We start from the raw sequence: 13,879 nt of genomic DNA on the forward strand, positions 1-13,879 counted from the left end.
GTAATCCGTCCCTGGCCCCAAAAGCCGTGGAACTAGGCGCGGGATTTTTTCTAAGACATGGTGGGATATGGGATTGCGATTGTAGCGGGGTGGGGGTTATTGTATACTTATACGGTGACCAATTCCGCGATTCGCGCGTCCCGGGCCGGGACCCAGGCCTTGGGGAAAGCGTCCGTTTTCCATACGACGCGGGCTTGAAATGGAGACTCCCTTGGATTCGGGACCCCACGGCGGCGACCTCACATCCGAAGTCTATAAGCTAAGGCAGCAGAACGTCCAGCTCCAGCATTTGCTGAAGTATAAGGACGATGTGGAAATCCCCACCCTGAAGCGTCAGATGGGCCATTTCCAGCACGAGCTGCAAGCCACCAAGGCCCAGATGAGCGAGACGGCGAAGCAAGAGGACTTCATCGATCGGCGGTCGGGCATCCTCCACATCGATCGCGACATGCGCGTGGTGAAGATCAATAGCTACGCGTTGGAAATCCTCGGCACCTTGCACACCCAGGCCATCGGCCGGCCCATCAAGGAAGTGGGGGTGAACTCGCAATCCGGCCGCCCCATCTTCGGGGACATCGATTATTACCTCGAGCCCGAAGGCAGGGAGAGCGAGTGGGAGAAGGAAATCCCCATGCCCAACGGGGAGAAGCGCTACTACCACTTCCGCAGCGCCCTCATCAACGGCATCCGCCTCGTCAGCATCAGCGAGGTGACCGATCTGCGCCTCTCCGAAAGCCGCGTCAAGGCCATCATCGGCTCGTCCAAGGATGGCATCGCCTTGGTGGACGAGGGCTCGGTGATCCGTTCCACCAACGCCCGCTTCGGCAAGCTATTCGGGCTGAACTGGCGCCAGTTCGCGGGCATGCAATTCGACATCGCCGCCGAGCTGCTGCAATACCATTTCAAGGACCCGCACGAGTTCATGGCCTTTTACGGCGCCATCCAGAAAGAGCCGCAGCTGCATTCCGAAGGCCTGTTCGAAATGGTGCTGCCGCAATCGGCCGCCTTCCAGATCTACACGCGTCCGATCGTGGATGAGCAAAGCCGCCTGATTGGTCGCGTATGGTTCGTCACGGATGTCACCAATTTCAAGGAGATGGAGAAGAAGCTGGCCGCCGACGCGGCCAACCTGGAAGTCAAGGTCAACGAGCGCACCGAGGAACTGTACGTCCAGAACCAAGAACTGGTGCGCGTGCGCCAGGAGATCGAGATGGAGCTGGACATGGCCAAGCAGGTGCAGCAAGGCATGCTGCCCAAGACCTTGCCCAAGCTGGACGGGTACGAGGTGGGGGCCGCCTACGCGCCTACCGGCAAGGTTTCCGGCGACTTCTACGATTTCATCCGGTTGGACGAGGATCGCATATTCATGCTCATGACCGACGTTTCCGGGCATGGCGTCCCGGCGGCCCTGGTCACGGCGATGGCCAAGATGGCCTTCGACCGCCACGTGAAGGCGGGCCTTTCCGTCTCGGCGATCCTCATGAACGTGAACGTGGATTTATGCGCGGCCATCAATACCGATCATTACCTCACCGCATTCGCGGGCATCCTCGATCTCAACACCGGGAAGCTGACCTATAGCCGGGTATGCCATCCCTATCCGGTCATCTACCGGCACGCGGACCAGAGCCTGGAGCATTTGCAGATGCGCGGGGGCTTTTTCCTGGGCATGTTCGAGGACAATAGCTATTCCGAACAGGAGACCTTCCTGAACCCCGGCGATCTCCTCTTCGTATACACCGACGGCATCAACGAGAGCTTCAACAACAAGGATGAACTCTACGGGCGCAAGCGCCTGGACGAGGTGATCCTCCGGTTCGCCCGCCACGGAGCCCAGGAAACCATCGCCCAGGCGCAGCTCGACAAGGAGCGGTTCTCCGAAGGGCGGCAAAGCCTCGACGATATCTCGATTTTCGCCATCAAGCGGCGGGAAGCCAGGTAAGAAAGGGTATAGGGTAAAGGGTACAGGGTTAATCAAGACCAATCCAATCTGCCGCCGGGCATCGCCCTTTACCCTTTACCCTTTACCCTTTACCCTTTACCCTTTACCCTTTACCCTTTACCCTAAAACCCCCACCGGCCATCTACTATCTCCACTCCGCGAGAAAACTATCTTCTCCCCACACCCTTCGGAGGTTTCTTCCGTGAACGTTCTCGTCGTCGGCGGAGCCGGATACATAGGCTCCCATGTGGTCAAGGCCCTGTTGCGCGCGGGCGCGCGGGTTACCGTGTTCGACAACCTTTCTTCGGGCCTACGGGGCAACCTGCGGCCCGGGGCGAAGTTCCGGCATGGCGACATTCTCGATTCCCGCGCCCTGGATGAAGCTTGCGCCGGGGAGGGCGCCGCCGGTGAAGGCGCCTACGACGGGGTCATCCATCTTGCCGCCCTCAAGGCCGCGGGCGACTCCATGCTGCAACCCGAGAAATATTCCACCCATAACATAACGGGCACCTTGAACCTTTTGAACGCGGTCGCGCGCGCGGGCATCAAGCACTTCGTGTTCTCTTCCTCCGCGGCCGTCTACGGCGATCCGGTTTACCAGCCCATGGACGAAAAGCATCCGACCGTGCCCGCCAATTATTACGGCTACACCAAATTGGCCATCGAAGGATTCCTGGATTGGTACCAGCGCCTGAAGGGCGTCCGCTTCGCCGCCTTGCGCTATTTCAACGCGGCCGGTTACGATCTCGACGGGGAAATTAATGGCCTGGAGCAGAACCCCAACAACTTGTTGCCTGTCATCATGGAAGCGGCCATGGGCTGGCGGAAGGAACTCCAGGTATTCGGAAACGACTATCCGACCCGGGACGGGACCTGCATCCGCGATTATATCCATGTGGAGGATTTGGCTTCCGCCCATGTCCTGGCCTTGCAAAAGCTGATGGCGGGCACCGATCGGTTAGTGGTCAACCTGGGGACGGGCTCAGGCATCACCGTGATGGAAATGGTGAAAATGGCCGGGGAAATCTCCGGAAAACCCGTTCCCTACCGCATGGTAGGCCGCCGCGAAGGCGATCCCCCCTCCGTGACCGCATCCGCCGGCTTGGCCAAACAGCTGCTGGGATGGGAGGCGAAACACAGCGATGTAGGTACTTTATTGAGAACCACCTGGAAGGCCTATCAAGCCAATGCCAAGGAACGATTGAACTAATCGCTCCTGCATGGCCGCCGCGCGGCGAGATGGAATCCTTACCCGTGGCGAAAGGGATTGGCATGAAGGAATTCCCGGCTACCTTAGGGGATCTCAAGCGCTCGGGTTGGCGCAGCAAATCGGTCAAGGATGAATTGAGGGACAACCTGCTGGCCCGCATCCGCGGCCGGTCGGATGGCGACTTGCGGGATCCGTTGATGCCCGGCATCGTCGGATACGAAGAGACGGTGCTCAAACAATTGACGCATGCGATCCTGTCCCGGCACGACATCCTGCTCTTAGGATTACGCGGGCAAGGCAAGACCCGCATCCTGCGGCAGCTGGCGAGCTTCCTGGACGATCGCATCCCCATCGTGGCGGGCAGCGAGGTCAACGACGACCCGTACGCGCCCATCTCGCGCTACGCCCAGGAAAAGATCGCCGCCCAAGGCGACGAAACGCCCATCGAGTGGATCGGACGCGAAAGGCGCTACGGCGAGAAGCTGGCCACGCCGGACGTGTCCATGGCCGATCTTATCGGCGACATCGATCCGGTCAAGGCCTTCCACCAGAAGATCGGGTACGGCCACGAAGGCGCCATCCAGTTCGGGATCATCCCGCGCACCAACCGGGGCATCTTCGTCATCAACGAGCTTCCCGATTTGCAAGCGCGCATCCAGGTGGGCCTGCTGAACATCATGGAAGAGCGCGACATCCAGATCCGCAGCTTCCGGGTGCGCATCCCGTTGGACATCCTGATGGCCTTTTCCGCCAATCCCGAGGACTATACCAACCGGGGCAATATCATTACGCCTCTCAAGGATCGCATCGATTCGCAGATCATCACCCACTACCCGAAGAATGCCGAAGCCGCGATGGAGATCACGAAGCAAGAAGCGCGCATCCACACCTCCGGTCCGCAGCCCGTCATTTCCGACTTGATCCGCCTGGCCATCGAGCAAATCGCCTTCGAGGCCCGCGAGGACAAGGATTACGTGGACCAGAAGTCCGGCGTCTCCGCCCGCTTGCCCATCGCCGCCATGGAGCTCCTGGGGAGCGCGGTGGAATTGCGGGGCCTGCTGACCGGGGAAGATGCGCCGCGGGCCCGCCTTTCGGATCTGGAAGCGGTGGTTCCCGCCATCACCGGCAAGCTGGAGCTGGTATACGCCGGAGAGCAGGAAGGCCCGGCCAACATCGCCCGCGCCATGGTGGGCAAGGCGGTACGGACGGTTTTCCATAAGCTCTTCGCCGATCCCTACAACAAGAAGGAAAAGCAGCCTGAGGAGAATCCCTACTATCCGATCATCTCGTGGTTCGAAAAAGGCAATACCCTCACCTTGGGTGATCGCATGACGGACGCGCAATACCGGAAGGCCCTGGAGTCGGTTCCGGATATCCGCAAGGCGGCGGCGCGCGCGGCCCTGGATCCCAAGGCCCTGGAAAAGGAGAAGGCGGACGATATGCTGCACCTCGAGTTCTTGCTCGAAGGTCTGCATCTGCATTCGCGCCTGAGCAAGGAAAACCTTTCCGAAGGCTTCACTTACCGCGACATGATGTCGGACATCCTGAAGGACTGAAGATGGAGATCCGCTATGGCCAAGCCCTACCGGATCCGGAGGGCGGAGAAGGCGAAGGCCAGGACGGGGCCGACCTGGTCGATCTGTTCTCGCAGCTTTTCCTGCGGAGCAACGGCGACGCGCGGCAGGCCTTGGAGTGGCTGCGTCGCATCGCCGAACGGCAGGGCTGGCTGGGTCGCGAGCGTACCTTCGAGGACATGCTCGACGAGCTCGAAGAGAAGGGCGTCATCAAGCGCGATCACGGCGATTTCAGTATTACCCCGGCGGGAGACCGGGCGGTGCGGGAATCGGTGTTCGAAAGGGTTTTCAAGGGCTTGGGCAAGAGCTTCCGCGGCGGCCATAACACGGGTAAGCTGGGGAAGGGAGGCGAGCGGCAGGCGGAGACCCGTCCTTACGCATTCGGGGACGAGCTGGCCGATCTGGATTTTTCGGAAACCCTGAAGAATGGTTTGCGGCGGGGCGCCGAGGAGGGCGCGGGATCCTCTCTGCCGGACGCATGGTCCGGGCTACCGTCGGAGGGGCTCTCGGAAGAGGATTTCGAAGTCCATGAACGCGAGCAACTCGCCAGTTGCTCCACCGTACTGATGATCGACATCAGCCATAGCATGATCCTCTATGGCGAGGATCGCATCACCCCGGCTAAGATGGTGGCCATGTCCCTGGCCGAATTCATCAAACGCAATTACCCCCGCGATACCCTCGACGTGATCACCTTCGGCGACGAAGCCAAGGAAATCCCGGCGGACAAGATTGCCCACGTGGCGGTGGGGCCTTACCATACCAATACCTGCGACGGCCTGCGGTTGGCGCAAAACCTGTTGCGCAAACGAAAGAATTCCAACAAGCAGATATTCATGGTGACCGACGGCAAGCCCTCGGCGGTATTCGACCGGGGCCGCCTCTACCGCAATTCCTTCGGGCTCGATCCCCTGGTCTTGCAGAAGACATTCGCCGAAGGCCGCGCCTGCCGTAAGAACAAGATCCGCGTATGCACCTTCATGATCGCCAAGGATCCTTACCTGGTGGAATTCGTGGAGGAATTCAGCCAGGTATCCGGCGGGCAGGCGTTTTATACGGGCCTGGACGGACTAGGCGAATTCATCTTCGTGGACTACGCCGCCCATCGCCGCGGAAAGATCCGATAGGGCTTGGCGCCGGGGATGACCCGGCCCTATTCCTCCGCACCGGCCCGGTCCGTTACCTTTGGTTTTACTCCAAGCGTCCTAGCATCAGGTCGTTCCCGGAGGCCCTATGTCCCATCCTACCCTCACGGTCGTCATCCCCTATTACAACGAAGCCGGGTTCCTGCCGCGGACCCTGCGTTGCTTTTTATCCCAAACCCGGCTTCCCGATCAGTTGATCCTGATCGATAACGGTTCCACCGACGGGACGGAGGCCCTATGCCGGGCGGTATTGGAAGGGGCTCCCATCCGGGACATTGCGTTCTTGCGGGAGCCGCGCCCGGGAAAGACTTTCGCCTTGGCCGCGGCCGAGCCCTACGTGCGTGGGGACTTGATCGCTTTCGCCGATGCCGATATCGAGTATCCGCCGCGTTACCTGGAACACGCCGCGCGTTTGTTCGCGAAGTCCGGGCCGGAAGTGGTGGCGGTCATGGCGCTGTACTTGCATACCCCGCCCCAAGGCCCTACCGCCTTGGCGTACCGCGCCGTCATGCCGATCCTCTCCCGCTTCTTCCCCACCAAATGCCTCACCGGCGGGGGAGGGCAGGTGTTCCGCAGCGATGCTTTCCGCCGGGCCGGGGGCTTCTCCGGCTCCGCTTGGGAGCACGTGCTGCTGGATCACGAGATCATGCACCGCGTCTTCAAGCAGGGAACCTCGCGTTACCATCCGGCTTTCTGGTGCCTCCATTCCAATCGGCGCGGAAGCCGCCAGTCGGTGCGCTGGAACGTATGGGAACGCTTCCTATACCTTTACATGCCGCCCTTCGGATTGGATTGGTATTTCTACCGGTACCTGGGGCCCAAGCTGGGCCGTAGGAAAATGTCGCAGTTGAAATTGCGGGAGCAGAAATGGAACCGGACCGGGGGAGCTAACCCCTCTCCCTGATCCCGTCCGCTTTCACCGACTCGGTCCCGATGGCATCCCCGCCTTTGCATTTCACCGCGTACATCGCCTCGTCGGCGCGTTGCAGGAATTCCTTGACCACGTGGGCGGTTTCCTTGTTTTCATCCCCCGGGAGGTATTGCGAGATGCCGATGGAAAGCGAAGTGGGTTCGGCATGCAGCCTTCGGAAGGCGTTCAGGATGCGATCGCAGATGACCTTGGCGCCGTCGATCTTGGTATCGGGCAGGAGCAGGACGAACTCGTCCCCGCCGTAGCGGTAGGCCGAATCCATCTCGGCGCGGATCTCGCTCGTGAAGATGTTGCCCAGCATCACCAGGAGATGATCGCCGGCCTGATGGCCCTTGCTGTCGTTATAGACCTTGAACTTATCCACGTCGATGAGGGCGATGGAAATGGGGCGGTTGGGGAAACGCTTCTGCGCGCGGATGAGGCGGCCCAGCTCCGCATTCAAATGCCTCACGTTGTATAGGCCGGTGAGGCTGTCCGTGATCACGAGGCGCAGCAATTGTTCGTTCTTCTCGTGCAACTGGCTTTCCAGTTGCTTGCGCTTGGTGATATTGCTGCAGTTGAAAACCTCGCCGATCACCTCTTTGTCCCGGTTGAGCATGCGGGTCACGCTGAGGGAGATCCAGATCTCTTCTCCGGAATCGGTCTGCTTGATGAGCAATTCGGGCGCTTCGGCCGAGCCGTGTTCGTCCACGCGCGCCAGCAAGGCGGAGATTTCCACGGGACTCGCGAACAAGGCGTGGACTTCCTTCCCCAGCACATCGGTCTGCGAGATCCCGAAGGCACGCTCCGAACCCCGATTGAACTTGAGGATGCGGTGCTCGACGTCGGTGGTGAAAATGATGTTCCCCGAATTGGTGATGACGGACTCGAAATACCAGGCCTTGGCCTCCAGCCGTTTTTGCTTGAGCGAATGGATCTGCAGTTCGACCAGGAAATCGCCGCCCTTACGGTGCAGCCATATCGCCAAGGCGGCCAGGGCGGCTCCGATGGGGAAGGCCGCCCATGGGGCGTAATGCACGGAAAGATAAAGGCCGCCTAAGGCGAGCGCGATGAGGAACGAATATGCAGCGGTGGCTTGCCAGCCCCGATTCCCGAATAGCATCAGATTAGGGTGATTTTACCTCTCCGGTGACGGTTCTGCAATGCCGGCCCCTCGGAAGGCGTCCGGTTACTGGCCGGAGCGAACCGCTTCTTCGCGCAGGGCGAGGCGGAAGCGTTCCCGGCGAGCGCGGAGATGGGCGGGGAAATCGCGCGCGGCCAAGCCGTTCGTAGCGATGCGGTAGGCTTCCCAGACCAAGCTGACGGGCGTTTCCTCCCGCAGGGCGTCCTCCGCCGATCGTAATCGGGCGAGGTAACCCGGGTCCGGGATCCACCCTCCCGGCCTATTGGCCCCATCGTTCAGGATGTGATCCAAATCGGCACGGGCTCCTTCCGGAGCGGGAGCGGCGGGCAAGGTCCCTTCCGGCCGTTCGGCGGATGCGTCCAGCGCGCGGGCCAGGGCCTTGCCGCGAGCGCAGGCGGGATGCGGCCAGCGGTGGCGATCGACCAGGATTTGCCGATCGGCTTCGCCGTCGCGGACGGTCTCCCAAACGGGGAAGCCCGCGGGCAATTCCCCTTCCAGGACCCAAGCCGCCACTTCCCCGGGTTCCAGGCGCGACAGGCCCGCATGCGGCCGGTCCAGGGCGAGATCGGGCGCGGGCGCCGCATCGGTTTGGATCACCAGATGCCCCCGGCCATACGGGCCCGTCTCCACGGGATTGGAAGGGCCGAACAAGGCCAGGACGGGGGTACCGGCGGCGGCGGCCAAATGCATGGCTACGGTGTCGCCGGTAATCGATAGGCGGGCATGCGCGTGCACCCAGGCCGATCCCAAAAGCGAGGTCGAGCCGCACAAATCGACGGCGCAAGCGCGGGCTTCGGGCGGGCCGGCCGCGAGGATCCGTTCCGCCAAGGGACGCTCCTCGGGAGCGCCCGTCAGGGCCACCTTCATCCCGGCGCGGGCGCAGCGCGTCAGCAAACCGGTCCAATGGGACTCCGGCCAGCATTTGCCGGGCCAAGCCGAACCCGGGTGGAAAGCCAGGTATTCCCCGGGAACCAAATCCCGGGCGGCTTCCGGCCGGATCAAGGGCGGAAGCACGTTGGCGGAAAGGACGGCCTGCATGGGCGGGGGCGGGGTGGCGTTCCCGGCCAAGGCGCGCAGCATGGCCCGGGCGTAGAGATCGACCGCATGGAAAGGGTTGCCCGCGCGATCCACCGGTACGGCGAACAGATGCTCCATCCAACGGGAGCCGACCTGGAATCGTTCGTCATCCCGGAACTCCAGGCCGATCTTCCTTTCCGCGTCCACTTGGCTATGCAGCAAGCCGCCGGCGCGTTCCTGGTACAAGTTGGCGGATAGAACGTAACGTGTTGCGCGTAACGCCGCGATAAACTCTTCCAATGCGGATCGAAGTCCCGCATCATCGCCGGCGTCCCAATGCGCCCGCATGGCCCGGCGCGGGATGACGAACGCTTGCCGCAGCAGCGGATTTCCTTCGACCAGGCTGCGGCATTCTTCGGAGGCTACGTAGTCGACCGGCAGGCCGGGATAGGAAGCCTTCACGCGGCGGATGGCCTGCAGGGCCATGACCACGTCGCCCGGATTGTGGGGCAGTAGGACCAGCATTCCACCGCTCATGGGCCCGCGTACCTCCGTTCCTTCCGGGTTTCTTGCTTGGCCAGGAGGCGCGCGAGCAGGGCGAGCTGTTCTTCACGGGACAGGGGGAGGGTCTTGGCCAACTTCTCTTCGGCCGCCTGGGCCAGACGCGCCGCTTGGGGAGGTTCCATCACCGCAAGCATGGCATACCGAGCGCTCCCGGAGCAAGCCGCCCAAGCCGCGGGCCGGGGTTTTGCTAGCTTTCCCGCCATGCCAAGATACGCCATCGCCTTTATCAGCCCCAAGCCATCTTTGATCCATCAGTTGGTGGAAATGGATTCCCGCGAATCGGCGCTGCGCTTCTTCTTCAATCAATTCGTAAGCCAAGGCTACTCCAAGGACAACGAGGGCTACAGCTATTTCAAGGAGGATTTCCAAGACGCGGAAAATCCCCTGGGCAACATCCTGGAAATCTGACGACGCGATAGGTTAAGGATCCTTCATGGCCTCGAAGCAAACAGTCGGCGTTTTGATGGGCGGCATTTCGCCCGAGCATCCCGTCTCCCTGGTATCGGGAACCGGGATGCTCAAGAATCTGGACGGCGCCCGCTACGCCGGTTTCCCCATCCTCATCTCCCGGGACAACGAGTGGATCTGGCCCGAGCCCAAGGACGGGGCCGGGAATTACGGCATCGATTCGCCCGAGAAGGCCGCCGCCTGCCTGGCCGCGCCGCCCGCGGGGTGGCATCGCGTGCGGTTCCCGCGGTTCGAATCCTATCCTCGCTGCGACGTCATGTTGATCGGCTTGCACGGCGTGGGCGGCGAAGACGGCCGCTTGCAGGCGTTTTTCGAATTGTCGGGCCAAGCCTATACCGGAAGCGGCAGCCTAGGTTCGGCCCTGGCGATGGACAAAATCACCGCCAAGCGGCTTTATCAGGCCGCGGGCATCCCCACCGCGCGATATCGCGTACTGGAGAAATCCGATTTGGCCGGGAAGCTTCCCTCCGTGCGGGCGTCGCTCGAGAAGGAATTCGGATATCCCCTCGTGATCAAGCATCCCCTGGGCGGTTCGAGCATCGGCATGGGCATCGCCCGCGACGCGGCCGGATTGGAAAAACTGCTGGAAAGCCTGGGCGCCGATGCCGAACGCCTTTTGGCGGAGGAGTTCATCGCGGGCCGCGAAGGCACCTGCGGGGTGCTCGCCAATTTCCAGCCCTTGGCCCCCACGGAAATCCGCCCGGTCAAGGATGGCTATTTCAATTTCGAAGCCAAATACCAACCCGGCCGCACGGAGGAGATTACGCCGGCGCAGTTCCCGGCCGAAATCATCGCACGCATGCAGTCCATCGCCCGCAAGGCCCATGAGATCCTGCAACTCTCCGTCTATAGCCGAACGGATTTCATCTACGCGGAAAACCGCCCGGGCCCGGACAACCTCTTCGTGCTGGAAACCAATAACCTGCCCGGGTTCACCCCCACTTCGCTATTGCCCCAGGCCGCCGCCCATGCCGGCTTGAGTTACTCCGGCTTGTTGACCAAGGTCATCGAAGAGAGCTTGGCGCGGAAGCGTTAGAGCTCCCATGCCGGCGCCACTGCTCATCCTCGATCTTTCCTCTGCCTTATACGTGGGGCTGTGGGACGGATCGCGCGTTGCCGCCTCCCGCATCCGTCCCCAAGGGACCCGCGGCGAGAATGCCCATGCCCTCATCGATGAATGCCTGGGGGAAGCGGGAATGGCGCCCGGCGATTTGGCCGCCTTGGGAGTGGGCGTCGGGCCCGGAAGCTTCACGGGCATCCGCGTATGCGGCGCATTGGCCCAGGGCCTGGCTTTCCCGCGACGGCTGCCCTTGTATCCCTTCTCCTCCTTGGCCGCCGTGGAAACCTGCCTGCCTCCGGATCGGCCGGGCGCATCCGCCATCGCGGCCAATGCGGGCAAATGGTACGTCCGGATCCGGGGCGGGGAAGAGGCTTTGCTCTCCACGGACGAATTATTGGGCCTGGGAAGCCCGGACGCAGCCCTGGCGATCTCCGGATCGATACCGGAGCGCGAGCGCCTGGAAGCCGCGTTCGGCCTGGTGCTGGCGGCCGAAGAACGCTTGGACTTCGGGCGCCTGGCGGCATTGGCGTTGGCCGCCGCGCCGGCTCCCGCGGGGACCCTGCGCCCCAATTATCTGGCCGCTTCGGCAGCCGAGGACAAGCTGAAGGCGGGGCTGTTGGGCGTGAAGGCCGGAAAAAGGGGACCGGGCCCCGGAGGGGAAACGTCCCCGTGACGGTAACCCGCGTGCGACCTATGACGCGCGCCGATCTCCCGGCCGTCCTCGATATCGAAGCGGCCGCCAATCCCGTGCCCTGGGGCGCGCCCGAATTCGAGGTCTACCTGGACGCCAATGCCGGCTCCGGGACGCGGGCCTGGGTCTGGGCCGATCCCGTCGTGCAGGGTTTCCTCTGCGCTTCGTCCGCCGCCGATGAGGCCGAGCTGCAATCCATCGCCGTGGAAGAGTCCCATCGCGGAACGGGCGTAGGATCGGAACTGATGCGGGCATTCCTGGCCTGGGCGGTCGCATCGGGGGCGCGCACGGTACATCTGGAAGTGCGGGAAGGCAATGCGCGCGCGCGCGCCTTTTACGCCCGCTGGGGCTTCGCCGAGATGGGTCGGCGGCCCCGATATTACCGCGACAACGGGGAGACGGCGCTCCTGTTGTCGTTGGCCGTGTAAGCACCCGAAAATGCTAGATTGTCGGCTCCGCCGGAGGGCGGATGCACATCCGATTTGGAGCACTCATGACCAAGGCCATCATTACCACCCGCCACGGCGATATCACCCTCGAATTCCTTCCCGAAGTGGCGCCTAACCACGTCAAGAATTTCGTCGAGCTCGCGAAGCAGGGCTTCTACGATGGAACGCTGTTCCACCGCGTGATCCCGGACTTCATGATCCAAGGCGGCGATCCCAACAGCAAGAACCCGGACAAGCAGTTGCATGGCACCGGCGGTTCGGGAAAGAACGTGAAAGCGGAGTTCTCCAAGACTCCCCACGCGCGCGGCGTCGTATCCATGGCCCGTTCGGCCAGCCCGAATTCCGCATCCTCGCAATTCTTCATCGTGGTGGCCGATTCCTCCCATCTCGACAACCAGTATTCCGCCTTCGGCAAGGTGGTAGACGGCCTGGACGTGGTGGATAAGATCGTGGCCGAAGAGACCGATCATCGCGACAACCCCCTGGAACCGGTCGCTATAACCGTCAAGGTCGTCGAGGAGTGAGAACGCCTTGCCCATAAGGCCACGTACCCCGCCCAGAGCCCGTTCCGAACTGTTGCGGCACTGGACCCTATGGGTCTGGTTCGCCGGAGCCGTGTTCTTGAGCGTGGGCGGGGTTTGCCTCTGGCGTTCGGGCCGTTGGCTGGTCCACGAGGACGCCTTCGACCACGTCAAATGGGCCCTGGTTCTGGCAGGAGAATCCCGGGATTGCGAACGGACCGATGCCGCCATCCGGCTTTTCCAGGAAGGCAAGGTGGACACCCTTATCCTTTCCGGCTGCCGCATTTTCAAGAACCGCTACCAAAGCGAATTCATGTCCGAGTACGCGGTGCAACAGGGCGTTCCCCGCGAACGCGTTTTCGAATTCCGCCAGGATACCTATTCCACCCAGCAGGAAGCCCGCCAGTTGGTGCGCCAGTTCCGCTTGCAGAATCTGGATACCGTACTCGTGGTCACCTCCAGCTTCCACACCGCCCGCACCCGCCGGATCTTCCGCAAGCTGGCCCAAGGCTATCCGGTGGTGCTGTTGGCTTCCGCCGACTACCACCTTTATGACCCCAATGCGTGGTGGTCGAACCGCGAAAGCCGGAAGCTCTGGTTCAACGAATGGATCAAGACATTCTTCACGGCCTACGAGCTATGGAGCGAGAAGCCGGAATTGGGAAAAGCGGAATACCAGGGCCTGACTCCGGATCCGTCGGCCACCTCGGCGGGTTTCGCGATGCCCGCGGCCGCCGTCGAAAAAGCGTCCCACGCGACTGCGGATAGCGCTGCCCGCGCTGCCGCGGAAAAACCGACTGGTAAGGATGCCCCCAAAGAAGGGGCGGGGGATAGCCTGAAGGCGGAGCGTCGCGGGATCGAAGGTACCGATTCCACCCGGGTCCGCAAGGATTCGGCGCAAGGGGCCTCCAAAGATACCTTAGGCGCCGAAGGGACGCGGACCGGCGAAGCCGTCAGGACCGGGATGGAAACCCAGCGGACGGAAAACCAGCGGACGGAAAGCAAAGCGACCCCTGCGGCCACGGCGACTCCCGCTTCAACGGTATCGGCCCGCGAAGCCGCCAAGGAAACGGAGGCTAAAAAGGCGCCGGCCCATGCCGCCAAAAAACCCACGGCTTCCGGATCGAAAACCCAGCCTAAGCACGAAGAGAAAAAGCCGGAAAAATCCAAGAAGAAGAGCTGAA

The 13,879-nt window shown here is 62.2% G+C and carries 14 protein-coding genes; 11 read left to right on the top strand and 3 right to left on the bottom strand.

The annotated features are described in order from the left end of the window. Positions 1 to 211: 211 nt before the first annotated feature. From JF616_08220 to JF616_08240, 5 genes are all read left to right on the top strand, one after another. The gene (locus JF616_08220; GenBank protein ID MBW8887727.1) at positions 212 to 1,942 is read left to right on the top strand and encodes a SpoIIE family protein phosphatase; all 1,731 of its coding nucleotides are present in this window, start codon (positions 212 to 214) and stop codon (positions 1,940 to 1,942) included. 202 nt (positions 1,943 to 2,144) lie between these two features. Next, positions 2,145 to 3,152: a UDP-glucose 4-epimerase GalE gene (gene galE, locus JF616_08225; GenBank protein ID MBW8887728.1), complete on the top strand. Its 1,008-nt coding sequence runs from the start codon at positions 2,145 to 2,147 to the stop codon at positions 3,150 to 3,152. A 62-nt stretch (positions 3,153 to 3,214) separates the two neighbouring features. Further along, a complete protein-coding gene (locus JF616_08230) occupies positions 3,215 to 4,708 on the top strand; it encodes a magnesium chelatase (protein MBW8887729.1) in 1,494 nt (497 codons plus the stop codon). Positions 4,709 to 4,710: 2 nt separating this feature from the next. Continuing rightward, positions 4,711 to 5,853, top strand: a complete 1,143-nt coding sequence (locus JF616_08235; protein ID MBW8887730.1) for a VWA domain-containing protein — start codon at positions 4,711 to 4,713, stop codon at positions 5,851 to 5,853. A gap of 106 nt (positions 5,854 to 5,959) precedes the next feature. Beyond that, positions 5,960 to 6,775 (top strand): glycosyltransferase family 2 protein, encoded by an 816-nt coding sequence (locus JF616_08240; GenBank protein MBW8887731.1) that lies wholly within the window; start codon positions 5,960 to 5,962, stop codon positions 6,773 to 6,775. Here the strand turns inward: JF616_08240 and JF616_08245 are convergent. The 3 genes from JF616_08245 to JF616_08255 all read right to left on the bottom strand — a co-directional run bounded on the left by JF616_08245 (position 6,759) and on the right by JF616_08255 (position 9,640). Continuing rightward, a complete protein-coding gene (locus JF616_08245) occupies positions 6,759 to 7,904 on the bottom strand; it encodes a diguanylate cyclase (GenBank protein ID MBW8887732.1) in 1,146 nt (381 codons plus the stop codon). The genes JF616_08240 and JF616_08245 overlap by 17 nt on opposite strands. A 66-nt stretch (positions 7,905 to 7,970) precedes the next feature. Continuing rightward, positions 7,971 to 9,467 (bottom strand): glycosyltransferase family 9 protein, encoded by a 1,497-nt coding sequence (locus tag JF616_08250; protein ID MBW8887733.1) that lies wholly within the window; start codon positions 9,465 to 9,467, stop codon positions 7,971 to 7,973. Between the two features lie 8 nt (positions 9,468 to 9,475). Next, positions 9,476 to 9,640, bottom strand: coding sequence for a hypothetical protein (locus tag JF616_08255; GenBank protein MBW8887734.1), 165 nt, complete (start codon positions 9,638 to 9,640; stop codon positions 9,476 to 9,478). Between the two features lie 67 nt (positions 9,641 to 9,707). On the opposite strand from JF616_08255, the gene JF616_08260 reads away from it, so the two are divergent. The 6 genes from JF616_08260 to JF616_08285 all read left to right on the top strand — a co-directional run bounded on the left by JF616_08260 (position 9,708) and on the right by JF616_08285 (position 13,878). After that, positions 9,708 to 9,914, top strand: a complete 207-nt coding sequence (locus JF616_08260) for a hypothetical protein (protein MBW8887735.1) — start codon at positions 9,708 to 9,710, stop codon at positions 9,912 to 9,914. A 25-nt stretch (positions 9,915 to 9,939) separates the two neighbouring features. Then, positions 9,940 to 11,010: a D-alanine--D-alanine ligase gene (locus tag JF616_08265; GenBank protein MBW8887736.1), complete on the top strand. Its 1,071-nt coding sequence runs from the start codon at positions 9,940 to 9,942 to the stop codon at positions 11,008 to 11,010. 7 nt (positions 11,011 to 11,017) lie between these two features. Further along, positions 11,018 to 11,707: a tRNA (adenosine(37)-N6)-threonylcarbamoyltransferase complex dimerization subunit type 1 TsaB gene (gene tsaB / locus JF616_08270; GenBank protein ID MBW8887737.1), complete on the top strand. Its 690-nt coding sequence runs from the start codon at positions 11,018 to 11,020 to the stop codon at positions 11,705 to 11,707. After that, positions 11,704 to 12,153, top strand: a complete 450-nt coding sequence (locus tag JF616_08275) for a GNAT family N-acetyltransferase (GenBank protein ID MBW8887738.1) — start codon at positions 11,704 to 11,706, stop codon at positions 12,151 to 12,153. The genes tsaB and JF616_08275 overlap by 4 nt, the downstream gene beginning before the upstream one ends. Positions 12,154 to 12,218: 65 nt before the next feature. Then, positions 12,219 to 12,698 (top strand): peptidylprolyl isomerase, encoded by a 480-nt coding sequence (locus tag JF616_08280; protein ID MBW8887739.1) that lies wholly within the window; start codon positions 12,219 to 12,221, stop codon positions 12,696 to 12,698. 7 nt (positions 12,699 to 12,705) lie between these two features. Beyond that, positions 12,706 to 13,878, top strand: a complete 1,173-nt coding sequence (locus tag JF616_08285) for a YdcF family protein (GenBank protein MBW8887740.1) — start codon at positions 12,706 to 12,708, stop codon at positions 13,876 to 13,878. Position 13,879: the final 1 nt, after the last annotated feature.

The sequence above is a fragment of the Fibrobacterota bacterium genome, from assembly GCA_019509785.1.
Lineage (GTDB): Bacteria > Fibrobacterota > Fibrobacteria > UBA11236 > UBA11236 > Chersky-265.

Bases quoted from the DNA above. Each gene is read 5' to 3' on its own strand.
- JF616_08230 (MBW8887729.1), top strand. From the start codon at position 3,215: ATGAAGGAATTCCCGGCTACCTTAGGGGATCTCAAGCGCTCGGGTTGG.
- JF616_08235 (MBW8887730.1), top strand. From the start codon at position 4,711: ATGGAGATCCGCTATGGCCAAGCCCTACCGGATCCGGAGGGCGGAGAA.
- JF616_08240 (MBW8887731.1), top strand. From the start codon at position 5,960: ATGTCCCATCCTACCCTCACGGTCGTCATCCCCTATTACAACGAAGCC.
- JF616_08245 (MBW8887732.1), bottom strand. From the start codon at position 7,904: ATGCTATTCGGGAATCGGGGCTGGCAAGCCACCGCTGCATATTCGTTC.
- JF616_08250 (MBW8887733.1), bottom strand. From the start codon at position 9,467: ATGCTGGTCCTACTGCCCCACAATCCGGGCGACGTGGTCATGGCCCTG.
- JF616_08255 (MBW8887734.1), bottom strand. From the start codon at position 9,640: ATGCTTGCGGTGATGGAACCTCCCCAAGCGGCGCGTCTGGCCCAGGCG.
- JF616_08260 (MBW8887735.1), top strand. From the start codon at position 9,708: ATGCCAAGATACGCCATCGCCTTTATCAGCCCCAAGCCATCTTTGATC.
- JF616_08265 (MBW8887736.1), top strand. From the start codon at position 9,940: ATGGCCTCGAAGCAAACAGTCGGCGTTTTGATGGGCGGCATTTCGCCC.
- tsaB (MBW8887737.1), top strand. From the start codon at position 11,018: ATGCCGGCGCCACTGCTCATCCTCGATCTTTCCTCTGCCTTATACGTG.
- JF616_08280 (MBW8887739.1), top strand. From the start codon at position 12,219: ATGACCAAGGCCATCATTACCACCCGCCACGGCGATATCACCCTCGAA.